This is a genomic window from Methanomicrobium mobile BP (assembly GCF_000711215.1).
Taxonomy (GTDB): Archaea; Halobacteriota; Methanomicrobia; order Methanomicrobiales; family Methanomicrobiaceae; genus Methanomicrobium; species Methanomicrobium mobile.
Genome location: NZ_JOMF01000007.1, coordinates 1 through 24,789, shown reverse-complemented (window position 1 = coordinate 24,789; position 24,789 = coordinate 1). Strand labels below are relative to the sequence as shown.

Below are 24,789 nucleotides of genomic sequence, written 5' to 3'. Positions count from 1 at the left end.
ATATTATCACACGACAAATAACTCATTATCTCACACCTTGAGACAGGGGCATCAATCATGAAAGATCAGGAATCATTATAGATAAAAACCCAAACTCGACTGAACAGACATATATCGAACAAACTCGAAGAGAATAACAAACACATACATTTACTTTTTTTACCGCCAAAACCGCGCCTTAAATCATCATACACGCCGAAACGGGTAACGCTGAAAACTGAAAAACAAGCTGAAAAACTAAACTGAAAAAACAAAAAAATTACCTGTTGATCCTGCCGATGGCAAAATCAACAACCTGTGCAAGCTCTTCCTTGCCCCACTTCTCCGAACTGATGACAAGATCATAGATGGAAAGATCACGGATATCGATACCGTAATACTTCATGTAACGGTCACATTCCGACTTCTCGCGGATATCCGTATCGTGTCTGGCAATCTCGTAAGAGATCTCCTCGCGATCGGAAATCCTGTGCGCACGGCAATCCGCGGAAGCCAAAACCCAGATCCTCAGATCCGCATTACTTACCATGTGACCCGCAAGTCTGCCCTCAATGATAATATCGGAGTTCTCCTCGCCGATCTTCTTCTGATCCGCATCAATCTTCTTATCGACACTCGGATCGGACTCGCAGAGCTTACTGAACGAAAGCAGATCCATATTCCTCTCCGCCGCATTCTGTCTGAAGACATCGCCGGCGGAAACAAGTCTTATTCCGTATTTCTCCGCAATCGCCTTCGCAAGAGAAGTAGTCCCGCTTCCGGGCGGACCGCTTACGGTAATCCTCATCTCAGACACCGCCTATATCAAGAGTCTTTCTGATGACCTGCGAAATCGTAATCGAACAGAGCATATACCAGATGATCCATGCCGGCAGAAACAGGAACGTCGGATCGCTTAAGCCAACCGTACCCATAAACGGAAACGAAATCGTTCCCATCGTGGGTGCCATCTGCAAAAGCCACAGAAAGATCGGAATCGTGATAATCATAATCCAGCCGAGCGGCTTAAACTGCTCCTGAGAAACCTCAAGCTGCTCCTGCATCACCTTATCGCGTTTCTCGTTCAGCTTGCGGATCTTCTTCTCGTCGGCGGCAAGCTGAGCCTCTCTGAACTCCTTCTGAAAAACACGCATCTTCTCCTGAACACGCTTCATCTTCTCGTAATCAATCGTATACTTCTGAAGAAGAGATGAATAACAGCCCGTAATTGCGGACAGAACCAGAATAAGAATCGGCCATGAAACGGCAAGAACATTGTGCAACGGATTCAAAACAATTCCGGCGGCATCAGCAATACCCGTCCTGAGGAAAGGCACACTGTAAACTACCATCACAAGAAGCATAATTAAGAGGAAGGTAAACATACCCCCTCCGCCCGCAGGCGATGCGGGCTTAGCGCTCTTCGAGACCATAAACCCTCTTATTTCAGGAGTGTAACCATCTCATTGATGGCATTCTCAAGTAAGAAGTCCTGATTTTTAATGCTCTTTACCGTACATCCGGTAAGCATCGAATACGCCGCAGCCATATAGCGGTTGTAATTCTGATGATCCTTGATCGACTGATACCCCTCGACATCCCTTGTACGCGTGGTATCCGACAGACGGCGCTTTAAGATCTGATCCTCGTTGCTCTCGACAAGAACAACGATATCCGGCTTAAGCTCCTCAAGCACCCATGCCGGCAGACCCGGAAGGAAACCCGAAGGCGTACTGACCGTACAGTGAGTATCGATAATGACATTATCCTGTATCTTTGCAATGACCTGCGCAGCCGTCTTCTGAAGGTTCCTCTGAACATCCTGATCCAGCTTGCGCATCTCATCGCGGTCGCTCACAAGATTCTGATCGCAAGCAACCTCAAACATACACGTACCGAAATTGATGGAGGTGTAAGGAACACCAAGCTCCTTCAAAGCCTCCATCGATCCGTTGATAACCGTTGTCTTTCCGACACCCGGAACACCAGTAATAACAACTTTCTTGCATTTCTGTGGCATTTAAATCACTCCTTTCCGAAGAAGCTCCTCATGAACGGATACATCTCCATGATCTGTTCATTTGCAATCTCTTCGTAAAGACGATAGATAATACTTACCGTAAGTAAAAGTCCGGTACCTCCGACCGCACCGATAACACCGAGGTAGTTTGCAAGAACGGACAAAACACCGACTGCAACACCGCCGATGACGGTAACACGCGGAATGTAACGATCAAGATATCTCTCGAGAACCTGCTCGTTTCTGCGGTAACCCGGAATACTCATACCGCTTCTCTGAATCTGCCTTGCAACATGCGACGAATCAAGACCCGCAGTCTTGACCCAGAACAGCGCAAAGATAGCACCGCCCACGACCATGACAATCAGATCGATACCCATTCTCAGAAGAACCTCCCATACGGGATGACCGAGATCGGTGAGCCACCACATCCAGTCGTTGGGCGAATTGATAGGCGCCGTAACATACATGATTCCGTTAACCGGAGTCTGTCCCTCGAACTTACCGAGGAAGGTAATGCCGATATTGTTCAGGAAAAGACCGAACATCTGCCAGTTTGCCTGAAGAACACGGACAAGAATCATCGGAAGGACACTTGCATATATGAGTTTGACGGGGAATCTGCCTCTTGCACCGCGAACGGTCGCATGGGCAAGCGGTATCTCAATCCTTGTGGACTCCGCATAAACGACAAGACCGAAGATAAACACGGTCGTAATCAAAGCAAGAATATCCAGACTGAAATACTCCATCAAATTGGCGCCGTCGGCAATTATTGCAAACAGACGCGGGAAGAAACCCACAGGATACGCATCCTGAACGGCCGCCCAGTTAAGGAAACCGTTGATAAGACCCTGCGACACGCCTGCCACGATGAAAAGACCGACACCCGAGCCCACACCCCATTTGGTAACGACCTCATCCATAAGGAAGATGATAAGACCTCCGATACACAACTGAAGGAATATCAGGAATGATACGGTCGCCAGACTGCCGCCGAAAAGCGTCAGCGCAATATTTGCGTCGGGCTGAAGGAAACCTCCGATAACGTTCGGAGCTGCCTCAAGAACGATCATAACCAGTATGAGGAGTTTCTGAAGACCCATGTACATAACCTGTCCACGGGGTTCGCGGGTATTGATACCCAAAAGATCGGCACCGTTTAAGAGCTGGAGAACGATAGATGCAGTAACGATCGGTCCGATACCCAAGTGGACAATAGATCCGCTTGCACCTGCAAGAATTGCACGGTACATTCCGAGCCAGTCGGAGGAATCGGCACTCAGACCGAAGACCTGGACATTAGTCAGCAGAAAATACAATATCAGAACGGCAACTGTCCACAAGAGTTTGTTCTTGAAATGGACATGCCCTTCAGGAGGTCTGACAGCCGGCATTGCGGCTAACAGAGGTTCCATTCGATCCAGCATTGCTCCCATAAGTTCACCAAAAAATGAGTTAGGCGGTCAGTGCCTGGCCACCCATCTCTTCAATCTTTGCTTTGGCAGATTCCGAAAATGCCTCGGCAGTTACATTAATCTTATGAGTAACTTTACCGCTGCCAAGTATTTTATTAATTCCTATTTGTTCCGCATCGACCGTGAAGACATCACCCTCGACGGATGCAAGTCCGCATTCGACAAGCCTGTCAAGAATCTGATCAAGCTCGCCGACATCGAGAGTCTTGTCCTTATAGCCGTTCTTGTTGACAAATCCGTGTTTACCCTCATGGAAGAGTCCACGGACAAGGTAGTGGCTTAAGCGGTGATCGCGGTGTCCCGCTCTTCCTCTACCGCCGCGGTTACCTGCGCCGCGGCGATTCTTGTGTGTACCGCCGCCGCATGTACGTGACCCGCGGTATTTAGTGCGTTTGTTTACTGGCATCCCTCTTCACCTCATCCTGTAGACAAGACCGTTAATCTCGGCACCGTAGTTTCCGAGTGCGCCGCCCTGCTGGTATGTGCGTTTGATTGACTTGTATCCCTTTCTGGGCGGGTGGAGTCTTAAGACCGGCTTTAAGCCCGGTAAATCGGTGATCTCTGCCTCGCCTGCGCAGATAGCCTTTGCGAATGACTCGATATCGGCATACTGTGAGTTCTCTTTCACGTATGCATCGGTAAGCTTCTCGTCCGCAGTCAGACGTCCGCGTGACTCAAGGACGGTTGCCAGAACATCTGCCTCGGCAACGCCGTAAGCAACATAATCCTTTACTTTCCTGATCATACCCATGTATGCCGGAGTCTCGGGGATTAATACACAGTGGTTGATGTGGTGTAAACGAAGCATCTTTAAGGTATCCTTAATCTCTCTTCTCGTGTTTACAACACCTCTGACCTGAACAACGAAATACATCAGTTCTGACCTCCCTTTCTGACAAGGTTTGCCTGCTGAAGCGCATTGTAGGTTGCTCTTGCGTAGTTGATGGTCGTACGGGTATTTCCGCTGGAAGTTGTCCAGACATCGTGAACACCCGCAAGCTGGAGAACCTTCTTACCGATATCACCGGTTACAAGGCCGATACCCTGCGGTGCGGGGATAAGCGTAACTCTTACACTGCCTGCTCTGCCCGTAACACGCATCGGAATCGAGTGTGCCTCGCCGCATGCGCATTCCCAACTGCCGCAACCTCTCTTAATCTTGATGATATTGAGTTTTGCATCGTCGATTGCCTTCTTGATGGCATTTCCGACCTGAGCATCCTTGCCCTGACCGAATCCGATGTATCCGTTGCGGTTACCTACAACGACCGCGCATCTGAACTTAACACGTCTTCCGCTGTCAGTCATTCTCTGAACCATGTTAATGTCAAGAACCTCATCCTCAAGGTCGGGTATGAAGTAATCGACAATCTGCGGCTCTTTGATTGGTCTGCCGCTCTCGAGAACATCGTCGATGCTCTTTATTTTACCTGCGGCAACCTCTTTTCCGAGACCGGTGAGAGGAATCCAAACATCCTGTTCAAAGGCCATTATTTCAGCTCCTTCATAATTGCATCTTCACATGCTTCGACATTTGCAACAAGGTCGCCTGCTCTGTCCGGTGCATACTCGGCAATAACATTGCCCTTTACTCTCTCGTCCGCCGGAAGAATGTCCTCGCTGTGCGGGACATCGAGACCTGCCGCAACTGCGCCTTTAAGCGCGGCAAATACCTTTGCACCCTGTCTCGGGCGGTGTAAACCGATATCTAAGATAGCGTCACCGTAACCTGCATTGATTGCCTTGACGGCAAAGAGCATACCCGTAAGATATGCCGCAGGTGTATTGCCTGTTGCGCCTTTATATCCGTATTTTGCAAGTTCACTGGAGTGTGCCGCAACAAGTGTATTGTCACCCTCGAGCTTTGCCTCAACAAGCTGACATGTAATGTGCTTGTTCGACTTTCTGACAACCATTCTCGGTTTGTCGGAGACAATAAGCTTTAAGCGCTTGTAGTAGTCGGTTTTACCCTCACGGCGCCTGCGGAACTGGACGAAGTATCTTGGTCCTGTTGCCATTATTCCATCCTCCCGGTAATCTGTACAAGCTGTGCCTTCATGTGTGCAACACTTCTGAACTGACCGCCTGCTGCTTTCCTGTACATAATTCTGTATACATGCGCATCGATTGTGCCGTTTTCACGAAGAGCCTTAAGCTCTCTTCTGATTGCACGAATCTTCTTAATCCATGCTTCCTTTGACGGTGTGCGTGCTCCTGCCGCACCCTTCCTGCGTCCCGGACCCTTGCGGTGACCGTATGAACGCTTCGCCATAAGAGCATGTGTTCTGCCGCGGCTGTTTCCTCTTACCTGCTTTGCGGTAATTACGCCCTCTTCGACAAGTCCTCTGATATCCTCGCGCGAGATTGCGTTTGCGATATCGTCAGAGCGCTCGCTGTCGAAGTGAACGCGGTTGACTCCGCATCCGAGAACCGATGCCGCAAGGCGTTTCTGATTTCTCAGATCACTCATCGTCGGTCACCTCTTCTTTTTTCTCGGTAGCCTTTTCGGTCTTCTCGGCCTTCTCGACCTTTGCCTTGGGAACTCTTACATTGAGAACCTTAATCTTGAGTGACTCGGCCTTTGCCTGAATCGCCGCACGCTTGTTGCCGCCGACCTTTGCCGAAATTCTGACTGCCTGTGTCTCTGCATTGATGCCTTCAAGATCGGCAACATTGCAGACCATAACCTCTTCGAATCCCGACGGGTGGAAGTAGCGCACTGCCTTCGGAGAACCGAATCCCGACTGCGGGTGTCTGCCCTTTGCACGGTAATCCTTTCTCTGCTTGCTCTGAATACCGCGTGGTCTTCTCCATGTATCTTCGAGTCTCAGCTTTCTTGAAAGACCCTGGCGCTTGAATGAACCGCGCTGAGCGTTTCTTGCCCTGATTAATCTAATCTTATCGTCAGCCATTCAAATCACGCCTTGTTAACAATATATATTCCGTCCTGGAAGACACGTGAATCGCGTCCGCGGACCTTTGTTGCTTTCTCAATTCTCGAGGAAGTCATACCGACAAGCTCCTTGTCGATACCCGTAATGGTAACCTGATCGTTTGCGACCTTTACCTTGACACCTTCGGGGATTGCCGCATATCTCGTCTGTTTCTCGCCGAGGAAGTTGGCGATCTCAAGACGCTGCGGGGTAGCCTTTACCTGAATCGGGAAGTGGCTGTAGACAATTTTCATTGTATACACATACTCTTCGTTAACGCCGCGGAACATGTTCTCGGCGTGCGAAGCGAACGTGCCTGTCATTGCATAGACCTTCTTTCTTGTGGATTCGGTCGACACAATGAGGTGTCCGTCCTCAATCCTGACATTGATGCCCGGATAGTGGAGATCTCTCTCGAGCTTGCCTTTCTTACCCGAAACTTTCAGGACAGTACCGTCCAACTCGGCCGTGACTCCTGCCGGAACAGTTACCTTTCTCTCTGTAACCATCTCTTAATCACTCCTTAGTAGACGTATCCCAAAAGCTCACCGCCGACACCGAGCTTACGTGCATTCTCGTGTGAGATTACACCCTTCGATGTACTGACGATAAGTAATCCGAAATTCTTCGCCGGGAGATACTGGTTCTCCCATTTCTCAATATCAACAGCCTTGACCGAGAAACGCGGCGTAATTGCACCGCACTTGTTGATGTTTCCGTTAAGGAAAATCTTGTACTGGTTGCCTCTGCCGTCTTCAATCAGCTCAAAGTTTGCGATATATCCTTCTTCCTTCATAATGCCGAGCATTGCCCCAAGAAGAGTTCCCGCAGGTTCGACAATACATTCTGTCTTACCGACATCGGAAGCGTTTTTGAGTGTGCACATTGCATCGGCAACCGGATTTAACCTTGTCATTTCTGAAACGCTCCTTAATTCATCTTCTTAAAGCCTATCTTTGAGGCATAGTCACGGAAGCACTGGCGGCACAGCATAATCTTGTATCTGCGTACAAGACCCTGTTTTCTGCCGCACATCTGACACTTGTTTGCACCGCAGCCGAATATCTTGGCGGGTGCTTCCTCGTTCTTCGATTTTTTCTGCGCCATATTTACTGTACCTCCACGCCAAACTCATCCTGCATGAATTTGACGGCTTCTTCACGGGAAACTCTCTGATGCAGCGGAAGCTTCTTTGTCTGAATGCTTCTTCTTGCGATTCTGACTCCCTTCTTCTCGAGAACCACGTTGATATCCATACCGTAGATACCAATCATAGGATCGTAGCTCTGACCCGGGAAATCGGTGTGTTCCTCGATACCGAATGCAACGTTTCCTGACTTGTCGAACTGGCTTGCGAAAAGCTTGTTTTCAAGAATGTTGAGCGCTGTTGCAACGAAATCCTTTGCAGCCTCGCCTCTGAGTGAGACCTTGCAACCAATCGGCTGACCTTTTCTGATACCGAATGCCGGCTGGGTTCTCTTTGCAATCGTACGTACCGGTTTCTGTCCCGATATCTCCTGCATGATGTTCTCGGCTTTTACAAGCTTCTCACCTGCTTCGCCGACACCCATGTGGATGACAACCTTGTCAACGTAGACCTGCTGCATTACGCTCATGCTTCAATTCCCCACTCGCTTACCGCAGGCGTTGATCTGCCGACCATGAAGATATAGTTCTCGACCGTGTCGAACTCTTCGCCGCTCTTTATGTCTTTTAAGAAGACCCTGTTCTCGATGCATGCCGGAATTACTTCGATCTTTGTGATCTGTCCTACCTTACCCGAGTGCTTACCGCCGGTTACCATTGCACAGTTGCCTTCCGCGAAAGCAAAGTGATCGATAATCTTGAAGCGCTCGTCGCCGGTGAGCTTGACAACAATCGAGTCTTTAGGCTTGTATTCCTGTGAATCGACAACGATGTTGGCTCCGTGGCGGAGGTTAAGCTGAACTTTTCCGTCCTTGACGATTGTCTTGTTGGAGATCTTACAAAGCTGTGTCTGTGCATCCTCTGCCGAAATCGGGACGGATACATAGTCGCCCTTCTTGTTTCTGAGAATGCGGTAGTGCTTGTCCGTCTTCGGAATCGAAACAATGTCGAAGATACCGATTCCGAGTTTCATATTGGTGCAGACCTTACCGTTAACGATAACGGAACGGTCGGTTAAGATCTTCTTGACCTCTTTCGAGTTAAGAGCAAGACCCATGTGATCTCTCAGCCATACGCCCAGCGGCATCGCATTGCCGTTGTGCGGTCCGGGTGATGTCTTAACAACAAATTTCTTCGTTTTTCTGGCAATTCTCCATCCAGATGGTGAATTAAGCCTCTTCAAATGATCTGACATTAGTTCTTACCCTCCAGTCTTGATGCACGAAGCTTGTCGTCAAGATTGAGTTTCACAATCTGAACCGCCGATGCATATACGGGTCTGGGGACCTCGGAACCGTCCACCTTTGTTACGGAAACGCCGTGAACGAGAAGTGTTCCGTTATCCGTGTTAACTCCGTCAACGACACCCTCGTCGCCTCTGTTGTCGCCGCGAAGGACTTTTACCGTGTCGCCGACCACTACACGAACCGCACGGCGGGTGTGATACTTCTCGCGAAGCTCTTTGGAGAGCGGTGCGTTAAGGAACTTTCCGCGTGCGTGTAAGCTCGCATTGTAGCGTGCTTTGCGCTGCTTTCTTGGCTGGCTGCTTGCAATTCTTACCATTACAGAACACCTCATACGATGATGGTTGCCATTGAGCCGATCTTGGGGAAACGCTCAGCAACTTCACGGGCAACAGGTCCTTTAATCTCTGTTCCCTTAGGCTCACCGCGCTCATTTGTAATGACCATTGCATTGTCCTCAAATGTAAGACGGAGTCCGCTGATTCTTCTTATTTCTTTTCTCTGCCTGATTACGACCGCTTTTTCGAGTTTGCGGCGCATCTCGGGAGTACCCTTCTTGACACTGACGATTGCCATGTCACCGAGACCGAGTTTAGGCTGGCGGCGGCGAACACCGTGATAGATGTTGACCGACACAATCTGAACAACGCGTGCACCCGTGTTGTCAGCGCAGGTCATCCTTGAACCTGTCTGCAATGCTCGCGGTGTTCGTGACTGTTTCGCTTTCATTCCTCAGTCACCTCGATGACCACAAATGTCTTTGTCTTGGAGATTGGTCTGCACTCGGCAATCTTAACCGTGTCACCGAGCTTTGCACCAATGCATGAGGGGTTGTGTGCGTGAAGCTTTGACGAACGTTTCTCGTAACGTTTGTATTTCTTCACGTAGTGCAGGTAATCCCTTGATACTACAACGGATCCCTGCATACGGTCACTCACGACCTTACCGGTAATCACCTGGCCGCGTACCGGTAAAGTGCCGTGGAATGGACAGTTTACGTCATTGCATTCCTTCTCGGGAACTTTGACGTTTAACCCAATGTTTCTTGCCATATTTACCTCAGATTTTTGATTCGCATGCTGATTCTCTTCTCAGGCTGCATAACCAACACTGATCCATCAACTCTTATCCGAGTCTCATCTGGAAGCGTGATGTCAAATGCCGCGCCCTTCTTCTGCACTTTCTTAAGACCTGATTCGGAACTGATAACAAGCATGTTCTTCGTCTCGTCGACGATTAAACCGCAGATACCTACCTGATTAGGATTGGTTGAGGAGAAGACGAAGGTCTTCAGCCCCAGCAGTTCATGCCTGCATACATTCCGAGGCGTAATCAAGCCTGATTTCTCCTCTTATTCTGCTCGGTCTTAATACGGGCGATTGTGCGCTTAACCTCGCGGATATGTCCGGGGTTCTCGTGCGCACCGCCGGCGCTGACCTTGCCGAGATCCTGAATAAGTTCGAGCTTGAGTTTGTCGAGCTGCTCCTTAAGTTCAACATCGCTGAACTGGGCAACTTCTGACGCACGGAAAACTGCCATCTCAGAAGTCCTCCTCTTCAGGCACGTCCTCTGCCGCTTCCATCTCAGCGTCTATCTCCTTGCCGAGTGCATCCTCGGAGAGATCTTCTGCGGAAAATGCGTGCTTTGCGCCTTTCTCGCCCTTCTTGTCAGACTCGATTATCTCAAAGTGGTCAGGAAGCTGTGCTCCGGGCGGAACAATCTTGACCTGACAGCCGATTACACCGAGCTTCTTGATAGCGATTGCATAACCGCTGTCGACGATGGTCTCGCTGGGCTCACCGGAGTGCTTGATGTATCCTTCGGTGAACTTCTGAACACGCGAACGTGCACCCGTGAGTTTACCCGAGATGATAACCTCGCATCCGAGACCGCCGGATTCCATGACGCGGCGGAGAATGCTCGTTCCCGCCTTTCTGAAGTACCAGCCGCGCTCAAGCGAGTTTGCAAGGCGCTCCGCCATAATCTGTGCGTTGAATGCCGGATTCTCAACCTGCTGAACCTCAATCTGCGGTGCATCGATTCCGTACTCGTTCTGAAGAGCCGTTGTAATGTCTCTTACGACCTTACCGCCCTTACCGATAACGATACCCGGCTTCTCCGCAAAGATTGTGACCTGCGTTCCGAGAGGTGTGCGTGCCATGTCCATGCCGCCGTATCCCGCTCTCTTGAGTTCCTTTGCAAGATACTGCTCGACACGTGCACTGCGAATGCCGTTCTCAACAAATCTTCTCTCTATTGCCATCTTAATCCGCCTCTCTTACAACAATCTCAACATTTACCGATTCGGCATATTTCGGAGTGGCTCTTCCCATTGCACGCGGGAAGATACCGCGCTGTCTTCTGCCTCTGTTTGCGCTTGCAACAACGATCTCGAGTTTCTCGGTGTCAAGACCGCTGTATTCCGCGTTCTTCTCAACGGACTGTAAGAGCTTTACAAAGTACTCCGATGCCTTTACCGGATATCTTCCGGCATCCCAGCCTTCGAGACCGCGCTTGTGAGCAACATCCATGTTGAATCTCTTGAACGGAATTGCCTTCTTAAGAGCAATAACGTCCTCGAGATAAGCGATTGCCTTCTTCGTGTTCTTGCCTTTGATGAACCTGCAGATCTCGATGGAATGCTTCGGTGAGCACGGAAGCTCGTTTGCCTTTGCACGTGCGAGTTTCTCGCCGTCCATCTTAAGTGAATAACCTGTTCTTGCCATTTAAATCACTTCAGTGGGACGAATTTACTGGACCTGGTTGCACCGATACCGGCACTTCCATGGCTGACGCGTTTTCTTGTCAGTGCGAACTCGCCGAAGTACATGAATACAGCCTCGGGCTGTAACTCGACTTTGACGAACTCTTTTCCGTTGTGGATCTCAACTTCCTTACCGACCATCTCGGGCAGAATTACCATGTCACGGAGATGGGTTCTGATACGGTCATTGCCTGCTCTGAACTCAGCAAGAAGCTTCTCATGTCCTTCCGTAAATCCGCGGTTAATCTTCCTGCGTGCTCTCGAAGGCATGATCGGGAGAAGCTCGGTAATATTCATCTGCTGAAGTTCTTCAATCTTGTAGCCGTGATAGGTGAACTCTTCTTTTCGCCTCGGCAACTTCTTCTGCTGTTTTTTTGCCATTTTACCTGCACCCCTTTATTACTTTCTTCCTGTCTGTCTTGCGGCGATTGAACCGACCTTTCTTCCCGGAGATGTTCCGCGCGAAACCGTCTTCGGACGACCGCAGTGCTGGTGTCCTCCGCCACCGAACGGGTGGTCGATGACGTTCATACAGACAGCCTTGGATCTCGGCCACTTGGTTGCCTGGGTCTTCATCTTGTGGTACTTCTTACCTGCCTTGAGGAAGGGCTTCTCGCCTCTGCCGCCGCCTGCAACAATGCCTACGGTTGCACGACAGTCGCCGCTGAACCACTTGTTCTTGCCGCTCGGCATCTTGATACCGACACGTCCCTCGGTCTTGCCTATGATCTGTGCCTGAACACCCGATGCACGGATGAATTTTCCGCCGTCATTGGGTCTTGCCTCGACATTGCATACGTATGCTCCGATGGGGATATCGTTCATTTTAAGGGTGTTTCCGTTCTTGACCTCGGCCTCGGGTCCCCATGCGACAGCCTCGCCGACTCCCATGCCTTCGGTTACAAGCATGTAAATCTTCTCGCCGGACTCAAGTTCGACCTTGGCGATAGGCGCGTGTCTTGCAGGATCGTGCTCGATGTCGATAATCTTTCCGCGAATAGTCTCAGTAACGTATCCCGGGTGTTTAAGTTCCGCTTTATAGAGATGTGACGGTGCACGGTATGTCGGTCCGCCGCGTCCGCGGTTCTGTGATATGATTCGTTTTCCCATATTTCATCACCTGTGATCTACATTACTCCGAGTCTGCTGAGGATCTCCTCGCCTGCTTTCTCGTCCTTAAAGGAGACAATTGCCTTCTTGACGCCCTTCATTGTCATGAGTGTCTTTACGTCGACGACTTTTGTGTCGAACATTCTCTCGACTTCCTTGGCAATTTCGGCTTTTGATGCTTTGTTGTCAACAATGAACTGAAGTTTGCCGTTGAACTCCAAACCTCTGGATGCTTTTTCAGAGATATACGGGTATTTTATGATCATTGGACTTCCTCCATTCTGTTGATAGCCGAAACCGTCCAGATTGTGAGTCTTCCCGCCTGTGTTCCGGGTGCAAGGTGCTCTGCGTTAAGGTCGTAGATGCTTACGACGTCGACGCCCGCAAGGTTTGCGGCTGCACGAAGCGGCTTTTCCGCGGTTACGATAAGGATACTCTTTCTGCTCTTGTAGCGGCGTCCGCGTAACTTTCCGCGTCCCGCACGAATCTTTCTTGATACGGATGAACGCTCGACATCCGCGTAAAGACCGTTTGCCTTGAGAGCCGCGACTATCTCCTTAGTCTGTGTAAGTGTCTCAAAATTGTCTTCGAAGACGAACGGAAGTGTTCCTTCGAATTTGTGTCCGCGTGCGAGAACAAGCTCTTCCATTGTGGTCGCGGCTACTGCCGACCTGATTGCCTTTCTCATTTCCTTCTTGTTCATCTTGCGGACAAGTATCTTCTCTACTTTGGGAGGATGTGCTGCACGACCGCCTACTGCCTGAGGTACGCGTGCGGCTCTTGAACCGTTTGCTATTCTTGGGACTTTGGCTTCGCCGCGACCGCTACCCCATGATCTTGCAGATGTTCTGATACCTGCATACGGGTTTGTTCCGTGTGGCTGGTAACGGGTGCTCTGAATTGCCAGTACTGCGTTCTTAATGAGGTCCGGACGGTATGTCTCGCTGAAGACTGCCGGAAGTTCAATTTCGCCCGCAACTTTTCCGTCAACTGATTTAATCTGTGCTTTCATCTCAGATCATCCCTGCTTGCTCTTTGTACTGACGTAGCTGACTACCGGTACGAGATCGTTTGCTTCGTTGTTGCGTATTGCGGGTCTGATTCTTATGAGACGCTTGTTGGGTCCCGGAACCGAGCCTTTAATAGCGATGTACTTGCCTCTTACGAGACCGTATTTTACGAAACCGCCTTCGGGGTTAATCTCTTCGGGGGATGTGCTGACCTTGAGAATGCGCTTGTTGAACTCGGTTCTCTGGTGGTATCCCATCTGACCCATCTGCGGAACCTGCCACCTGACATGGTGCGGGTGCCACGGACCGAGGTTACCGATGTGACGTAACTTGCCCTGACGTGAGTGCTTGCTCTTTCTCAGCGGCGTTCCCCACAGCTTTACGGGACCGTTTGTTCCTTTACCAGTCGTAACTGCGGTAACGTCGACATACTGACCGAGTGTCGATATTGATTCGATATCGATATCCGCACCGAATAATCCGAGTGCGAAGTCAAAGCGTGCTGCCATGTCGCCGCCTGCAACGCGCACTTCCATAAGGTCCGGGACCTTCTTGGGTACGCCCGTAAGCATTACCGGCTGTGTGTACATAAGTGCGAAGATATCGGTGACGGTTCCTGCCGCAATTGCTGCACGAATCTTCTCGACGCTCTCCGGGTTGTTCTTCTTGGGTGCTGTTATGCGCTCAGAAAGTGCTGAATCCACATTTTCTGACCATACTTCCGAGAATGCATGGCTTCCGTATGTGTCTGCACAGTATGCACGCACTGCAACTACCTTCATGGGCGGAACTTCAATTACCGTTACCGGTACGGTGATGTCCTTACCAACACTCGGGCTGGTTTTTCTGTCATCAACCATTATGATATGAGTCATTCCCGCTTTGTATCCGGCAAATCCCTGCAGTTTCGGCTCCCCTTCGTATTCGGGCCAGGATTTGTACTTAGGTACCTGGCTTTTTGCTCTCTTGCGGGGGCTGTATGCAAGTGATCCTCTGCGCGGCCTGGTTATTTCGACCATCTTTCAATCAATCCTAAATCTTGCTGATAGTTTTTGCATTAAATCATGAATTTTCTTCACGATTACTCTGCCATAAGCCGTAAACGGTTTTTGTTAAACAATCACTTTTTTCAAAGGATTTTACGTTCATTGGGCTTTTGCATCGATTCGTTTTCCGAGATTCCGAATATCCTGTTTCGTTTTTCCGTTGTTTTTCGCATCACAGAGGGCGTCATGCCGTATTTATGCGAATTTCGGTATCGAAAGATAATTCGGACATTTTTGGGTGTAACAGACGGTCTTCGTCGGTCTTTTTTCGAACCTGAAATATCCGTGTAATTTCAGGGCACAATACTTGGTATTCAGACCAAACTGACTTTGCCTCGCATTGCCTTGGAATTAATATTCCCAAGACCCGTCTGCATGTTAACTTTGCAGACCGATCTTTGTATCACGTCTCTCAAACAGATTCTGACCAGTAATTTGCGCTCTTTTAAGACACTTGTGCCTTTAAGAAAGGGCCCGATGCACATCCGCATCTGTCCACCCTTGGGCGCATTAATCAGATCCTACGTTGTCAGCCCGTCACACTTGTAAATTCCCGTCGGAATTTTGTGTGACCTACTATCTCGGCAATCACCGGAAAGCACTTCGCAACTTTGTTGCGAGCCATCCCGGGCAACCACATTACAAGAAGAATTCTGCCGACACAAGTCAAACGAACGCCTTATGCGTCCCGTTTACAGGTGCAGACAGTGGTATTTCTTATAACGGTTCTCTAAATATTCGCATTAATCATATATAAAGAATACATATTTGACCGCGTAAAAATGGGAAGTTTTCAGCCGCGGGTGAGTGAACAAAACCCTTTGACGCCTTTTTGCATATACCCGAGATGCCGAAGCAAAAACATAAATAAACATAATAGAAAACAAAAAAAACGAAAAATCGGAGATATAAAAGGAGATATACAGATACGTTTGAATAATCAGTTGAAGTATACCTCGCCGTCGCCGTTGATGTAGACCTCGATGTCCTCGCGGATATAGCGTGCGCGGAAACGTTCGGGGTTTGAATCGCGCATACGATTTATGAGTGAGATGGTATCATAGCGCACCTTTATCCCCATCTTCTCGGCTTCGTTGAAGATTTCCTTTGCGGCGACTATGAAATCCGTCCCCTCCTTTATCGTACAGAGGTGATTGGCGTCGAGAGTATAGAGAAATTCGAGCGTATCCCGTGCTTTCTTGATGTTTTCCTGCGCCGCCTTTTCGATTGTGCAGACGTTTGCCTTGGATGTATTTATAAGATCGGCTATCTGTTGCTGGGTAAGTCCCTGTTTGCGGTATCTCAGGACTTCTTTCTGGCGATCCGTCAGGAGGTTTTCTTTCATTAACAGTATTATATCTTTGAATAATTTTAAACATTTTCATTTAACAGTAATCGGGACATTGCGTACTTTCGAATCAGTTTCAAAATGTTTATTAGTAACACGGATGAATTTAAAATGTTCTCATAATGAGAGGTATAGAATATGGTAGTTAAAGTAGGAATTGCAAAACTCGGTAACATTGCCAGCGGTGTTATGGGTGAACTGCTCCTTGATGAGCGTGCAGACCGTGAAGACATGCAGACATTCATGGCAACAAGCGGAACAAAGCTTCAGCCCGAAGATATTGAGCGTGTTGTCTCCAACATGAAAGCATGGGGACCCGACTTCTGTATCGTTGTCTCACCGAACGGCGTTCTTCCCGGACCCAAGGGTGCACGCGAGGAACTTGCGGCTGCAGGTATCCCGTGTATCGTAATCACCGATGATATCACAACAAAGAAAGACGACTTTGCGGCACTCAAAGAGTCCTCATTCGGATACATCATCATGAAGGCAGACTCAATGATCGGTGCACGCCGCGAGTTCCTTGACCCTGTTGAGATGGCAGACTACAACGGTAACCTTGTAAAAGTTCTTACTGTTACGGGTGCATTCAGAAAGATGCAGCTTGCAATCGATGCAGTCATCGACCAGGTCAAGGCAGGCAAGAAGGGCGCAGCTCTCGAGCTTCCGAAGATCGTCATGACATCCGACAAGGCTGTTGAGGGAGAGTTCACAAACCCCTACGCATACGCAAAAGCACGTGCAGCATACGAGATTGCACAGGCAGTTGCCGGCGTAAACGTCAAGGGCTGTTTCATGACAAAGGGACATGAGAACTACACACCAATCGTTGCATCGGCACACGAGATGATGCGTGCGGCAATGATCCTCTGTGATGAAGCACGTGAGATCGAGAAGGGATGCGACGGTGTCATCAGAAAGCCTCACATGGGCGACGGTGTAATTGTCGAGAAGAAGCAGCTTATCTCCAAGCCCTGGGGCAAGCAGGCATAAATAAAATTTATAACTTTCTTTTTTTCCGGCGTTTTTCAGCGCATTTCCGAATTATCCGTCATTTCCATAAGACAGACCTGCCGCATTGTCGTATTGAATTTCGTCTCGGATTTTTTTCTGATTTTTTCCGGACAGAAAGATTATGAGATCTCAAAGATAAGAAGATACTATGAAAACTTTAGTCGTCTCCGATGTCGTCTATAACGAACTCTATTCCCGCCGCATCGGACGTGAGGCAATATCAAAAACAATAATGAGGGAGCTCAAACCGGTCGAAAAATGCAATATCAGGGAAGAGTTGGAACAGTTACGAAAAGAAAAGGGCAGCAGACTTCCGGAAGTTAAATCAAGATTGGGTCTTTAACATGATTGAACCCAATTATGATACTCTTTTTCAGTCATTATTTTTAAGACACTTGCATATCTGTCAGGTCGCTGCCCCTCAATAACATATATCACAACATGATCATGCGGAACATGTAACCGCCAAAAACCTTTACAATTCCCTTTTAATTCATGTTTATTGCAGGTATTCAGACTTACGAACAGATATTCATCGAGACATTTCTCGATTTTATCAATTATCTCCTTTTTAATCGACGGATTCTTTTTTAGATACTTCTCAACACTGTTTTTGATTTCAGGTGAGGTCATTTTATATCACCCCGACAGATCATTAATCACACTGTAGACTTTATATAGAATTACAATCAAGCCGCGAGCCCGTCTGTTGCTACGACCAGAAAGATTATGAAATATACGTTATAAGAAAATAATATGGAATATTCGGATATATATGACGCGGTATATAATGAAATTCATTCGCGCCGCACCGGTCGTGAGTCGATAAACACACATGGGAGGGACATCAAAGCAGCCAATAATATCAATAATAACAGTAATGCTTTAGACGAAGTCATGACAGTCGAATAAGAAACGCTTTACTCATAAGACGAATCCGGAGACAGATTCATAATATAACCTCTTTTCTGATTTTTAACAATATAACCGCATTTATCCGAATCAAAATATATCCGAATCAATTTTACCCGAAGTAATATTCCGTAAGCATCTCTGCCGGCATTAAAGGAGACACGGCTTTCGAAAACAGCGACCGCATCACGCAGTCACAGCACGGCTGTAGCATAACGGTTGCCTAACGGCTGTCCGCGCCGGAATGAAAAAAGAAAATGAAAAAAATATTTTATTTTTCAGACTTATACGACGTATTTGCCGAGGAGTCTGATTGAGTTGGTCATGTCAGGACCGAGTGGTGAACCGAAGATAATCTGAGTGACGCCTGCCTTCTTGAGGTTGTCGCACTTCTCTTTGATCATCTCGGGTGTACCTGCAATTGTGAATGCATCGATCTCTTTGTCGCCGACGAGACCGCCGACCGCACCGAAGTCAAAGCGTGCAAGTGCGTCCTTAATCTTTGCAACGTTTGCCTCGTCAAGACCGTGGCGCTGGAGAAGTGCCGGGGGTGAACCTGCGGCGATGAATGCGGCAACGATCTTTGCTGCGTTGCGTGCCTTCTTCTCATCGCGGTCGATTGAGGTTGCGGTGTATGCTCCTACATCGAACTTCTTGAACTTCTTCTCGTCGACTTTGTCGCATGCCGCTTTGATTGTCGGGATTGCGACCTCGTAGTCCTTCGGGTTGGATGCGTTGATAAGTGCTCCCTCTCCGATCTCTCCTGCGAGCTCGAGCATCTTGGGTCCCTGTGCACCGATGTAAACCGGAATCTGCTTCTTCTTTGCCGGCAGTGTAACACCTGTGAGTTTTGCGCCGTCGTAGTCGAAGAACTCGAACTTGCCGTTCTTCTTAACTTCCTCACCTGCTGTGAGTGCCTTGAACTGGAGGACACCTTCTCTTAAGCGGGCAACGGGTTTAACGGGGTTGATTGCGAGTTTCGGGAGTGTTGAAAGGTCACCGGGTCCGATACCGAGTGCCGCACGTCCGTCCGAAATCTCGTTGAGTGTACACATGAATGATGCGATTGCCGCCGGTGTATCGGTGAATGTGTTCATGATACCCGGACCCATCTTGAGGCTCTCAGTTGCCTGAGCGATTGCCGCAAGTGTCGGGTAGCAGTGGCGGTTGTTATAGTGGTTTGTAATCCATGCAAAGTCAATGTCTTTGCTCTCTGCAAGTTTACAGTATTTTACGACTTCCTTAACGGAAATATTTCCTGGTACGAATTCTATTCCATAACTCAAGGTAAATTCACCTCAACAGATAGTTATTTTGGCAGACTTAAAAACATTATCATTTGATTGTTTTTCGGCGGTTACACCCCGACATATAAGGCAGTATTACCGTGTTTTTCAAAAAATAACGCCTTTACAGAAGTTTGCACCAACCGGCATCACGATATGACGCTGCGATAAATTAAGGTTTTCCGACTCAAAAAAACTGTTATTTGATACTTTGTCGGGTCGGAACCGTTATGCCGTTAAAATTAACCCGCATGATTTTCAAAAAAAATGTGCGCTCTTCAAAGCGAAATATCATAAATAAAATTTAAAACCCGTTTTTACCCGTAAAAAATTACGTTTGTGAAAGGTACTTTGATTTAAGGTGCTTTGACATATGCGGATGCCGAGACTCCGTTGGGTGTCGTGATATGAAGCATGCGTGTCGAACCCGGGTCTGCATCGATATCCTCTATTCTTATGGACATATTCATGACCTCCCCGGGATTAAGCTGACCGGGGCTTAACAGGTCGGGTATTATGACGCAGTTCCAGCGGTTGGCTGCGGAATTATTATTGTACATACATACCTTCGGCTCAACCTGAAGCATGGGAGAGGCAACTTTGACTATCACATCCCAGTCCTTAAAGTTCGAAAGCGTCGTCTTTCCGGTATTTTCGACCTCCGCATATATCTCCGAATAATCTCCGGCGTATCGCGACAGGGATGTATTGACTATACTTATTGAAGTCATGAGTCTGTCCTCCAGAGCATTAACCTGCTGGGACTGCACTGCCGAGACCGTCTCCGAAGTTGTAAAGACTATGCCAATCATGAGATAGGCAAGGACGGTCAGAAGAACCAGAGATATTGCCGTTCCTATAACCGATGCACTGCTCATTTCAGTAGCCTCCCGCCGATGCGGTAATCTTCGTGCTTATGCCGTTCGGAAGCGCAAAAGTGATTGTATCCTCCTTTCCGACGGTGTCGTGAAGATTATCGGATTTAATCACGACACGCAGGGTCTCCCCCGGCAACAGCCAGTTATTAATCACCGAATTGTCATATGCACGATACTGCCACTGATTCGACGATGCCGTATCCGCACGGGGGACTCTCACGGCGCCGTTGGGAGATTCCACGAAGACCTCCGCGGAATCAAGCGACCTTTTGCTTATCCTCTCCGACCCGACATTTTTTATGAAGACATATGCTTCGCCCTGAGACTGCGCTGAATAGATATATGCATATGTTACCTTAATCCCGCTGCCTATCGCATCCCCGACCGAATCCGCGGAATCGGAGAATGTGGAAGCGGTCTGATGCATTACGGGAAAGAATGCGTTCACAAGGATTGCAAGCGCAAGCACTGCCGTTATAAGAAAAATTGCGGACGTTATCGTTTCACTTGACATTCCCTACAGCCTCCCGTATCTTTAATATTAGATAATATTACAGCGCCTATATGTTTGTTTCTGCACCGATTCCGTTCGGAACGACAACCTTAACCCATCTCGGCATGAATGAGCCCGCAGGCACATGTATCGAGATATTCATGCTCTCGGAAGGGTTAAGCTGACCGGGATTGATCATATCGGGTTTTATCCATACATAACTCCACTCATTCTCAAGCGGCTCTCCCGATGAATTGTATCTGTAGCTTACCGGCGCATTATTACGAATGTCGCGGGTATATACATCCCAATAAGGATAATCCGAGAGAATGATGCCTCCCGTATTCTCCACAATCGCATAAATACTGCTTCCGAACAGATCCTGCGTTACATTAGTTATCTTTAAGGCCGTCCTCTGCTTCTCCTCCATGAAATTGACCTGCTCCTTCTTTGCCGCATCAACCACCTCGCCAGTCGTGAGTATGATGCCGCCAAGGAAATACGCGATAATTACAAGGATTATCAGCGCAAACGCCGCCGCCACGATAGTTGCATTTCCCATTCTTCTCTCCTCCCGCTCTCTCTGCCCTCAAATATTCCAGGGTACCTCAAACATTTTCCAATACCTCAAAAAGTTTGGTTATCTCATAGCCGTTTGAGAGCACCGTTCTGAAATATGCGCTGCCGCCGGCATTCGGAAGTTTAGTGCTCTTCAGCGTTATGAGAAGCGTCTCTTTTCTGTCGAGATAATCGTTGGGGGCATCGGGCGATATTATCTCGTATCTCCATCTGCCGTTACCGAGTTCTCCGCTCTTCTGATATTCAAGCCTCTCGAAATCGGATACCGTGCCCGCAAAGACATCGGACTGCTCGAGTGATGCAGTGCTGAGCCGCAATATGCCGCTGTTCTTAAGCCGGATATATGCAACGCCCTCGCCGTCTTTTGCATGCGTCATCGTAACGGTCATATCGGTAAGCAGCCTCTCGCTCTCAAGCGATGCGGACTCAATCTGAGTCGAGGATGAATCCATGATTGCCGGAATAAACGCACTGAAAAAGATACCTGCGCTGATAAGAACCGTTATCAGTATGATGGCGGTTGTAATGGATTCGCTTGACATTTACTTCACCGTGAATGTCTGCGAGAGGGTATAACGGTTTGGAAGCGTCATCGAGAAGTAGACCTTATCGCCGCTGTTGACCTTAACAAGATCCTTCGGAGCCGTTACGTGAATGCACAGTATCTCACCTTTTTCAAGTCTGTCGCCGGTTTTCGAACCTGTACTTGTGTAATAGGATGTTGATACACTGACAATGTCCGATACCGTATCGCCTACTTTGACGGTTATCGGGAAGATAGCACCGGTATTACCGATATAGGTCTCGGAGAGATTGAAAGCATTCGAGGGTATGCCGTCCCGGCCCGTATTTTTCAGATAGAAGAACAGATGCGAATCATCGCCGGAGTTGTAAAAGACCGTCTCGGACAGAGACAGTTGCGTATTCAACTGACCCGTCAGTGAATCCGATGACAACTCGGAGGACTGCACAGATTTTACGACGGCGGGAAATAATGCATTTGCCAGTACGACAGCGACCAGTATGGATGTCACGATAAAAATTGCGGCTGAGAACGTTTCATTTGACATCCGGCATCACTCCCTGATTCAATAATTTACAAATTTCAAATATCTAACTTCCGACATTTAAACATTAGGCGCAAATGTCCCGGAGACCCGAACGCCGTTTGGCAGAACAAAGCTCACGTAAGCGTAATCGCCGCTCGATGCCTCAGGAAAACCGCCTTTAGCTGTTATCTCAAGAGTATCGCCGGGATTAAGATACGCGGTGTCACCCGAGAGTATGCTGTATGACCACTGGTTATTCGACGGCGCAGAATCTACTCTGCTGTATATGGTGTATACGATCTCGGAACCGCCGAAAAAGTTCGCTTTGTTCAGGTCGGCAACCGATATCCTGCCCGTGCCCGTATTCTTAAGCCAGACCTTAAGATCGGAATCGCTCAAGTATGTATTGACTATGGTAAGCTTAGTCCGTTCCTTCGAATCGGCATCAGCGGCTGTCTGCGTAAACGTTCCCGTAGCCTCATTTACTATTGGAAAAACCGCACTCACAAGTATGGCGGCGGCAACGACTGCCGTTACGATAAAAATTGCTACCTCGAATGTTTCGCTCGCCATCTTTCATTAAAGCAATACGGTATTAAAACAAGATTTGTTGAAGATATTGTAAGGATATCTTTAAGCGATATCTTCTCAGACGCGTTCGAGCATCTTAATCCAATCTTCTTCAGACTGCTGATCGGTAATATCCGGGATTAACAGACCGGGTTCTTTCTGATCTTTCTTATCTATCAATACCTCAATCATCTCGCGATCCAGCGACGAGTCCTCCGGCGATATAATGCGGTTAAGGACATAAAGTTCGGCAACGAACTCCTCGGAACTTATCTCGTGAACGGCGCCGATTGAATCCGGCATGAGTTTCGAGAGCTCCTTTACCTGTTTGCTGACATCTTCCGTAACATAGCGCATGTAACAGTAGGTGTCAATCATTATCAGGAGTCTGTCATGCCCGTACTTGTTCACCATTCTGGAGACCCACTCGAAGAGGCTGTGAAGTCTCTGAAGTTTTGGTCTGTCCTGCGGCTCGGTATAATCGGGCACACCCATCGCATTCTTTTCGATATCGGCGATCTGCTTCTTGAGCATCGCGAGATTCATGACCTGATTCGGATCTGCCGGCAGATTGCCGCCGCCGACACCCGAGATTGCCAGACCCGTGCCGTTATCGCCGACAGGCACCATTCCGCCCTGTGCCGTACCGTCGGGATTTTGAAGCGAATCGGTTTGTCCCGGAACGGCTACCTCGGTTGATGCCGTTGCGGATTGTGTATTGGTATTGGTATCTTCTTGTTTTGCAGGTTCCGCCGCCGTTGTCTCGGAATTTTGTGCCGCATTCGCATCTCCGGGCTTCACTGTCGGAAGCTGGGGTGCGTTATCTGCGGAATTATGAAGCATTGCGGATACTATGAACGGATTTTCGGTCTCGTTCAATCTCTCCCTTAAGTCGATCAATAATTTTTTGACGGATTTTTTTAAGAGATCGACTTCATCCTGAAGATTTTGCAGTTTTACTTCGGGATCATCGGCAGATGCAGCACTTATGATATGGTCAACCTGCGACTGGTTAATCGCCATACTTATATTTATAAGTCAATTCTTATTTAAAGTGATTGATTTCGACAATTGTCATGTGCGGTGGAAATATTATTTCCAAGTTAGTTTTCAGAAGAGATATTTGTTTGAAGTAATTCGAACAGTTTTACTATAAGAGTATCGCTCTAATATTCAGTTTCACTCGCGGTTACAATTTACAAGAAAACTATACAACTGAAGAAAACAGTGATACTAAGCAATTTTGGTATTTTAAATTTCTAAAAAAAAGAGGTTTAAGGTTAAGCAATTATGTAAGGATGTTTATTTCCTTGATTCCTGCGGGTGCCTTACGCTTGATTGCATATGCTGCTCCGACAGGCGGCTTAATCTCTAATGAGAAATCATCGTTTGGCATGATTGCTTTTTCATGTAAGTTTGCATAGATGGTAACCTGCTTCTGGTTGTCAAGCAGTGAACCCTTATCACCGTTTGTGATATCAATGATGTACCAGGTATCAGCTGCGGTTGCAGAGCCAATATCTGTAACAACGTCTTCTTCGGTTGCCTTAATGCTTGAATCTCTTATCAAATCTTTTAATCCGCCTGAACCGCTGAATACCAGATTGGTATTTGCCAGATCAACAGGTGCACCGCCGGCGGTTAAACCGACTACAAACCTTAATGCGGTTATATTAGACTCACTAGGATTTGCTAAAACTATTGTTCCGTGACCGTAAACATTTCCAAGTACTTCCATACTTGAGGAAGCCATATCAACCGAGGAATAGACTACTTCCTGAGCTTTCTGGGTTGTGAAGAAACCGGCGCCCAATACTACGTATGAGAAGACTGCCGCCACGACGACGAATGCAATCAGGACAATTGCAGCCTCAAGACCGGTGAAACCTTCATCTTTATTGAATATTTTTGTCATCTTTCTCATCTCCTT

The 24,789-nt window shown here is 48.2% G+C and carries 40 protein-coding genes; 2 read left to right on the top strand and 38 right to left on the bottom strand.

Translation table 11 applies throughout. The annotated features are described in order from the left end of the window. Window positions 1-259: 259 nt before the first annotated feature. The 28 genes from cmk to T502_RS05750 form a co-directional block, all read right to left on the bottom strand. Window positions 260-787 (bottom strand): (d)CMP kinase, encoded by a 528-nt coding sequence (gene cmk / locus T502_RS05885; RefSeq protein ID WP_042706267.1) that lies wholly within the window; start codon window positions 785-787, stop codon window positions 260-262. A gap of 1 nt (window position 788) precedes the next feature. Next, window positions 789-1,412, bottom strand: a complete 624-nt coding sequence (locus tag T502_RS05880; RefSeq protein ID WP_084173086.1) for a DUF106 domain-containing protein — start codon at window positions 1,410-1,412, stop codon at window positions 789-791. An 8-nt stretch (window positions 1,413-1,420) separates the two neighbouring features. After that, entirely contained in the window at window positions 1,421-1,999 is a 579-nt protein-coding gene (locus T502_RS05875; RefSeq protein WP_042706266.1) for an adenylate kinase, read from the bottom strand. Window positions 2,000-2,004: 5 nt separating this feature from the next. Beyond that, the gene (gene secY / locus T502_RS05870; RefSeq protein WP_042706265.1) at window positions 2,005-3,438 is read right to left on the bottom strand and encodes a preprotein translocase subunit SecY; all 1,434 of its coding nucleotides are present in this window, start codon (window positions 3,436-3,438) and stop codon (window positions 2,005-2,007) included. 19 nt (window positions 3,439-3,457) lie between these two features. Beyond that, window positions 3,458-3,883, bottom strand: coding sequence for an uL15m family ribosomal protein (locus T502_RS05865; protein WP_042706264.1), 426 nt, complete (start codon window positions 3,881-3,883; stop codon window positions 3,458-3,460). A gap of 6 nt (window positions 3,884-3,889) precedes the next feature. Further along, entirely contained in the window at window positions 3,890-4,351 is a 462-nt protein-coding gene (locus T502_RS05860) for a 50S ribosomal protein L30 (RefSeq protein WP_042706263.1), read from the bottom strand. After that, window positions 4,351-4,968, bottom strand: coding sequence for a 30S ribosomal protein S5 (locus tag T502_RS05855; protein WP_042706262.1), 618 nt, complete (start codon window positions 4,966-4,968; stop codon window positions 4,351-4,353). Before T502_RS05855 ends, T502_RS05860 begins: the two co-directional genes overlap by 1 nt. Beyond that, entirely contained in the window at window positions 4,968-5,495 is a 528-nt protein-coding gene (locus T502_RS05850) for a 50S ribosomal protein L18 (RefSeq protein WP_042706261.1), read from the bottom strand. The genes T502_RS05855 and T502_RS05850 overlap by 1 nt, the downstream gene beginning before the upstream one ends. Further along, window positions 5,495-5,947 carry a 50S ribosomal protein L19e gene (locus tag T502_RS05845; protein ID WP_042706260.1) on the bottom strand — a complete coding sequence of 151 codons (453 nt, stop codon included), beginning with the start codon at window positions 5,945-5,947 and terminating at the stop codon, window positions 5,495-5,497. Before T502_RS05845 ends, T502_RS05850 begins: the two co-directional genes overlap by 1 nt. Further along, window positions 5,940-6,389 (bottom strand): 50S ribosomal protein L32e, encoded by a 450-nt coding sequence (locus tag T502_RS05840; protein ID WP_042706258.1) that lies wholly within the window; start codon window positions 6,387-6,389, stop codon window positions 5,940-5,942. Before T502_RS05840 ends, T502_RS05845 begins: the two co-directional genes overlap by 8 nt. Window positions 6,390-6,394: 5 nt before the next feature. Further along, window positions 6,395-6,919, bottom strand: a complete 525-nt coding sequence (locus T502_RS05835) for a 50S ribosomal protein L6 (RefSeq protein WP_042706257.1) — start codon at window positions 6,917-6,919, stop codon at window positions 6,395-6,397. A 14-nt stretch (window positions 6,920-6,933) separates the two neighbouring features. Continuing rightward, window positions 6,934-7,326: a 30S ribosomal protein S8 gene (locus T502_RS05830; protein WP_042706256.1), complete on the bottom strand. Its 393-nt coding sequence runs from the start codon at window positions 7,324-7,326 to the stop codon at window positions 6,934-6,936. Between the two features lie 14 nt (window positions 7,327-7,340). Further along, the gene (locus T502_RS05825; RefSeq protein ID WP_042706255.1) at window positions 7,341-7,517 is read right to left on the bottom strand and encodes a 30S ribosomal protein S14; all 177 of its coding nucleotides are present in this window, start codon (window positions 7,515-7,517) and stop codon (window positions 7,341-7,343) included. A 2-nt stretch (window positions 7,518-7,519) separates the two neighbouring features. Beyond that, window positions 7,520-8,026, bottom strand: coding sequence for a 50S ribosomal protein L5 (locus T502_RS05820; protein WP_042706254.1), 507 nt, complete (start codon window positions 8,024-8,026; stop codon window positions 7,520-7,522). Beyond that, window positions 8,023-8,751: a 30S ribosomal protein S4e gene (locus T502_RS05815; RefSeq protein WP_042706253.1), complete on the bottom strand. Its 729-nt coding sequence runs from the start codon at window positions 8,749-8,751 to the stop codon at window positions 8,023-8,025. Before T502_RS05815 ends, T502_RS05820 begins: the two co-directional genes overlap by 4 nt. Beyond that, window positions 8,751-9,119, bottom strand: coding sequence for a 50S ribosomal protein L24 (rplX, locus tag T502_RS05810; RefSeq protein WP_042706252.1), 369 nt, complete (start codon window positions 9,117-9,119; stop codon window positions 8,751-8,753). The genes T502_RS05815 and rplX overlap by 1 nt, the downstream gene beginning before the upstream one ends. A gap of 11 nt (window positions 9,120-9,130) precedes the next feature. Next, window positions 9,131-9,529, bottom strand: coding sequence for a 50S ribosomal protein L14 (locus tag T502_RS05805; RefSeq protein WP_042706251.1), 399 nt, complete (start codon window positions 9,527-9,529; stop codon window positions 9,131-9,133). Beyond that, window positions 9,526-9,852 carry a 30S ribosomal protein S17 gene (locus T502_RS05800; protein WP_042706250.1) on the bottom strand — a complete coding sequence of 109 codons (327 nt, stop codon included), beginning with the start codon at window positions 9,850-9,852 and terminating at the stop codon, window positions 9,526-9,528. Before T502_RS05800 ends, T502_RS05805 begins: the two co-directional genes overlap by 4 nt. Window positions 9,853-9,854: 2 nt before the next feature. Next, entirely contained in the window at window positions 9,855-10,136 is a 282-nt protein-coding gene (locus tag T502_RS05795; RefSeq protein WP_042706249.1) for a ribonuclease P protein component 1, read from the bottom strand. Continuing rightward, window positions 10,133-10,339, bottom strand: coding sequence for a 50S ribosomal protein L29 (gene rpmC, locus T502_RS05790; RefSeq protein WP_042706248.1), 207 nt, complete (start codon window positions 10,337-10,339; stop codon window positions 10,133-10,135). The genes T502_RS05795 and rpmC overlap by 4 nt, the downstream gene beginning before the upstream one ends. 1 nt (window position 10,340) lies before the next feature. After that, window positions 10,341-11,063: a 30S ribosomal protein S3 gene (locus T502_RS05785; protein ID WP_042706247.1), complete on the bottom strand. Its 723-nt coding sequence runs from the start codon at window positions 11,061-11,063 to the stop codon at window positions 10,341-10,343. A gap of 1 nt (window position 11,064) precedes the next feature. Next, entirely contained in the window at window positions 11,065-11,526 is a 462-nt protein-coding gene (locus tag T502_RS05780) for a 50S ribosomal protein L22 (protein WP_042706246.1), read from the bottom strand. 5 nt (window positions 11,527-11,531) lie between these two features. Beyond that, on the bottom strand, window positions 11,532-11,945 hold the full coding sequence (locus T502_RS05775) for a 30S ribosomal protein S19 (RefSeq protein ID WP_042706244.1): 414 nt from the start codon (window positions 11,943-11,945) through the stop codon (window positions 11,532-11,534). Between the two features lie 18 nt (window positions 11,946-11,963). Further along, a complete protein-coding gene (locus T502_RS05770) occupies window positions 11,964-12,674 on the bottom strand; it encodes a 50S ribosomal protein L2 (protein ID WP_042706243.1) in 711 nt (236 codons plus the stop codon). 17 nt (window positions 12,675-12,691) lie between these two features. Further along, window positions 12,692-12,940 carry a 50S ribosomal protein L23 gene (locus T502_RS05765; protein ID WP_042706242.1) on the bottom strand — a complete coding sequence of 83 codons (249 nt, stop codon included), beginning with the start codon at window positions 12,938-12,940 and terminating at the stop codon, window positions 12,692-12,694. Further along, a complete protein-coding gene (gene rpl4p, locus T502_RS05760) occupies window positions 12,937-13,686 on the bottom strand; it encodes a 50S ribosomal protein L4 (RefSeq protein WP_042706240.1) in 750 nt (249 codons plus the stop codon). Before rpl4p ends, T502_RS05765 begins: the two co-directional genes overlap by 4 nt. Window positions 13,687-13,692: 6 nt before the next feature. Continuing rightward, entirely contained in the window at window positions 13,693-14,703 is a 1,011-nt protein-coding gene (locus tag T502_RS05755; RefSeq protein ID WP_042706239.1) for a 50S ribosomal protein L3, read from the bottom strand. Between the two features lie 967 nt (window positions 14,704-15,670). Further along, window positions 15,671-16,075: a Tfx family DNA-binding protein gene (locus T502_RS05750; RefSeq protein ID WP_042706238.1), complete on the bottom strand. Its 405-nt coding sequence runs from the start codon at window positions 16,073-16,075 to the stop codon at window positions 15,671-15,673. 141 nt (window positions 16,076-16,216) lie between these two features. On the opposite strand from T502_RS05750, the gene T502_RS05745 reads away from it, so the two are divergent. Beyond that, window positions 16,217-17,071 (top strand): F420-dependent methylenetetrahydromethanopterin dehydrogenase, encoded by an 855-nt coding sequence (locus T502_RS05745; RefSeq protein WP_042706237.1) that lies wholly within the window; start codon window positions 16,217-16,219, stop codon window positions 17,069-17,071. A gap of 169 nt (window positions 17,072-17,240) precedes the next feature. Then, window positions 17,241-17,435, top strand: a complete 195-nt coding sequence (locus T502_RS05740; RefSeq protein WP_042706236.1) for a hypothetical protein — start codon at window positions 17,241-17,243, stop codon at window positions 17,433-17,435. Here the strand turns inward: T502_RS05740 and T502_RS05735 are convergent. The 10 genes from T502_RS05735 to T502_RS05690 form a co-directional block, all read right to left on the bottom strand. After that, on the bottom strand, window positions 17,432-17,725 hold the full coding sequence (locus T502_RS05735) for a type II toxin-antitoxin system RelE family toxin (RefSeq protein WP_042706235.1): 294 nt from the start codon (window positions 17,723-17,725) through the stop codon (window positions 17,432-17,434). The genes T502_RS05740 and T502_RS05735 overlap by 4 nt on opposite strands. A 563-nt stretch (window positions 17,726-18,288) precedes the next feature. Next, window positions 18,289-19,290 carry a 5,10-methylenetetrahydromethanopterin reductase gene (locus T502_RS05730; RefSeq protein ID WP_042706233.1) on the bottom strand — a complete coding sequence of 334 codons (1,002 nt, stop codon included), beginning with the start codon at window positions 19,288-19,290 and terminating at the stop codon, window positions 18,289-18,291. 356 nt (window positions 19,291-19,646) lie between these two features. After that, window positions 19,647-20,168, bottom strand: coding sequence for a hypothetical protein (locus T502_RS08620; RefSeq protein ID WP_052359204.1), 522 nt, complete (start codon window positions 20,166-20,168; stop codon window positions 19,647-19,649). Window position 20,169: 1 nt separating this feature from the next. Continuing rightward, window positions 20,170-20,682: a hypothetical protein gene (locus tag T502_RS05720; RefSeq protein ID WP_042706232.1), complete on the bottom strand. Its 513-nt coding sequence runs from the start codon at window positions 20,680-20,682 to the stop codon at window positions 20,170-20,172. A gap of 46 nt (window positions 20,683-20,728) precedes the next feature. Then, window positions 20,729-21,223 (bottom strand): hypothetical protein, encoded by a 495-nt coding sequence (locus T502_RS05715; RefSeq protein ID WP_042706231.1) that lies wholly within the window; start codon window positions 21,221-21,223, stop codon window positions 20,729-20,731. 46 nt (window positions 21,224-21,269) lie between these two features. Next, window positions 21,270-21,782 carry a hypothetical protein gene (locus T502_RS05710; protein ID WP_052359203.1) on the bottom strand — a complete coding sequence of 171 codons (513 nt, stop codon included), beginning with the start codon at window positions 21,780-21,782 and terminating at the stop codon, window positions 21,270-21,272. Then, a complete protein-coding gene (locus tag T502_RS05705; RefSeq protein WP_042706230.1) occupies window positions 21,783-22,310 on the bottom strand; it encodes a hypothetical protein in 528 nt (175 codons plus the stop codon). It lies immediately after the preceding gene. Window positions 22,311-22,367: 57 nt separating this feature from the next. Continuing rightward, window positions 22,368-22,862, bottom strand: a complete 495-nt coding sequence (locus T502_RS05700; RefSeq protein WP_042706229.1) for a hypothetical protein — start codon at window positions 22,860-22,862, stop codon at window positions 22,368-22,370. 75 nt (window positions 22,863-22,937) lie between these two features. Beyond that, a complete protein-coding gene (locus T502_RS05695; RefSeq protein ID WP_042706228.1) occupies window positions 22,938-23,882 on the bottom strand; it encodes a hypothetical protein in 945 nt (314 codons plus the stop codon). A gap of 265 nt (window positions 23,883-24,147) precedes the next feature. After that, window positions 24,148-24,789, bottom strand: a 642-nt coding sequence (locus T502_RS05690) for an archaellin/type IV pilin N-terminal domain-containing protein (RefSeq protein ID WP_342665749.1), incomplete at its 5' end; no start/stop codon positions are given.

Bases quoted from the DNA above. Each gene is read 5' to 3' on its own strand.
- cmk (WP_042706267.1), bottom strand. From the start codon at position 787: ATGAGGATTACCGTAAGCGGTCCGCCCGGAAGCGGGACTACTTCTCTT.
- T502_RS05880 (WP_084173086.1), bottom strand. From the start codon at position 1,412: ATGGTCTCGAAGAGCGCTAAGCCCGCATCGCCTGCGGGCGGAGGGGGT.
- T502_RS05875 (WP_042706266.1), bottom strand. From the start codon at position 1,999: ATGCCACAGAAATGCAAGAAAGTTGTTATTACTGGTGTTCCGGGTGTC.
- secY (WP_042706265.1), bottom strand. From the start codon at position 3,438: ATGGGAGCAATGCTGGATCGAATGGAACCTCTGTTAGCCGCAATGCCG.
- T502_RS05865 (WP_042706264.1), bottom strand. From the start codon at position 3,883: ATGCCAGTAAACAAACGCACTAAATACCGCGGGTCACGTACATGCGGC.
- T502_RS05860 (WP_042706263.1), bottom strand. From the start codon at position 4,351: ATGTATTTCGTTGTTCAGGTCAGAGGTGTTGTAAACACGAGAAGAGAG.
- T502_RS05855 (WP_042706262.1), bottom strand. From the start codon at position 4,968: ATGGCCTTTGAACAGGATGTTTGGATTCCTCTCACCGGTCTCGGAAAA.
- T502_RS05850 (WP_042706261.1), bottom strand. From the start codon at position 5,495: ATGGCAACAGGACCAAGATACTTCGTCCAGTTCCGCAGGCGCCGTGAG.
- T502_RS05845 (WP_042706260.1), bottom strand. From the start codon at position 5,947: ATGAGTGATCTGAGAAATCAGAAACGCCTTGCGGCATCGGTTCTCGGA.
- T502_RS05840 (WP_042706258.1), bottom strand. From the start codon at position 6,389: ATGGCTGACGATAAGATTAGATTAATCAGGGCAAGAAACGCTCAGCGC.
- T502_RS05835 (WP_042706257.1), bottom strand. From the start codon at position 6,919: ATGGTTACAGAGAGAAAGGTAACTGTTCCGGCAGGAGTCACGGCCGAG.
- T502_RS05830 (WP_042706256.1), bottom strand. From the start codon at position 7,326: ATGACAAGGTTAAATCCGGTTGCCGATGCAATGTGCACACTCAAAAAC.
- T502_RS05825 (WP_042706255.1), bottom strand. From the start codon at position 7,517: ATGGCGCAGAAAAAATCGAAGAACGAGGAAGCACCCGCCAAGATATTC.
- T502_RS05820 (WP_042706254.1), bottom strand. From the start codon at position 8,026: ATGAGCGTAATGCAGCAGGTCTACGTTGACAAGGTTGTCATCCACATG.
- T502_RS05815 (WP_042706253.1), bottom strand. From the start codon at position 8,751: ATGTCAGATCATTTGAAGAGGCTTAATTCACCATCTGGATGGAGAATT.
- rplX (WP_042706252.1), bottom strand. From the start codon at position 9,119: ATGGTAAGAATTGCAAGCAGCCAGCCAAGAAAGCAGCGCAAAGCACGC.
- T502_RS05805 (WP_042706251.1), bottom strand. From the start codon at position 9,529: ATGAAAGCGAAACAGTCACGAACACCGCGAGCATTGCAGACAGGTTCA.
- T502_RS05800 (WP_042706250.1), bottom strand. From the start codon at position 9,852: ATGGCAAGAAACATTGGGTTAAACGTCAAAGTTCCCGAGAAGGAATGC.
- rpmC (WP_042706248.1), bottom strand. From the start codon at position 10,339: ATGGCAGTTTTCCGTGCGTCAGAAGTTGCCCAGTTCAGCGATGTTGAA.
- T502_RS05785 (WP_042706247.1), bottom strand. From the start codon at position 11,063: ATGGCAATAGAGAGAAGATTTGTTGAGAACGGCATTCGCAGTGCACGT.
- T502_RS05780 (WP_042706246.1), bottom strand. From the start codon at position 11,526: ATGGCAAGAACAGGTTATTCACTTAAGATGGACGGCGAGAAACTCGCA.
- T502_RS05775 (WP_042706244.1), bottom strand. From the start codon at position 11,945: ATGGCAAAAAAACAGCAGAAGAAGTTGCCGAGGCGAAAAGAAGAGTTC.
- T502_RS05770 (WP_042706243.1), bottom strand. From the start codon at position 12,674: ATGGGAAAACGAATCATATCACAGAACCGCGGACGCGGCGGACCGACA.
- T502_RS05765 (WP_042706242.1), bottom strand. From the start codon at position 12,940: ATGATCATAAAATACCCGTATATCTCTGAAAAAGCATCCAGAGGTTTG.
- rpl4p (WP_042706240.1), bottom strand. From the start codon at position 13,686: ATGAAAGCACAGATTAAATCAGTTGACGGAAAAGTTGCGGGCGAAATT.
- T502_RS05755 (WP_042706239.1), bottom strand. From the start codon at position 14,703: ATGGTCGAAATAACCAGGCCGCGCAGAGGATCACTTGCATACAGCCCC.
- T502_RS05750 (WP_042706238.1), bottom strand. From the start codon at position 16,075: ATGAAAGAAAACCTCCTGACGGATCGCCAGAAAGAAGTCCTGAGATAC.
- T502_RS05745 (WP_042706237.1), top strand. From the start codon at position 16,217: ATGGTAGTTAAAGTAGGAATTGCAAAACTCGGTAACATTGCCAGCGGT.
- T502_RS05740 (WP_042706236.1), top strand. From the start codon at position 17,241: ATGAAAACTTTAGTCGTCTCCGATGTCGTCTATAACGAACTCTATTCC.
- T502_RS05735 (WP_042706235.1), bottom strand. From the start codon at position 17,725: ATGACCTCACCTGAAATCAAAAACAGTGTTGAGAAGTATCTAAAAAAG.
- T502_RS08620 (WP_052359204.1), bottom strand. From the start codon at position 20,168: ATGAGCAGTGCATCGGTTATAGGAACGGCAATATCTCTGGTTCTTCTG.
- T502_RS05720 (WP_042706232.1), bottom strand. From the start codon at position 20,682: ATGTCAAGTGAAACGATAACGTCCGCAATTTTTCTTATAACGGCAGTG.
- T502_RS05715 (WP_042706231.1), bottom strand. From the start codon at position 21,223: ATGGGAAATGCAACTATCGTGGCGGCGGCGTTTGCGCTGATAATCCTT.
- T502_RS05710 (WP_052359203.1), bottom strand. From the start codon at position 21,782: ATGTCAAGCGAATCCATTACAACCGCCATCATACTGATAACGGTTCTT.
- T502_RS05705 (WP_042706230.1), bottom strand. From the start codon at position 22,310: ATGTCAAATGAAACGTTCTCAGCCGCAATTTTTATCGTGACATCCATA.
- T502_RS05700 (WP_042706229.1), bottom strand. From the start codon at position 22,862: ATGGCGAGCGAAACATTCGAGGTAGCAATTTTTATCGTAACGGCAGTC.
- T502_RS05695 (WP_042706228.1), bottom strand. From the start codon at position 23,882: ATGGCGATTAACCAGTCGCAGGTTGACCATATCATAAGTGCTGCATCT.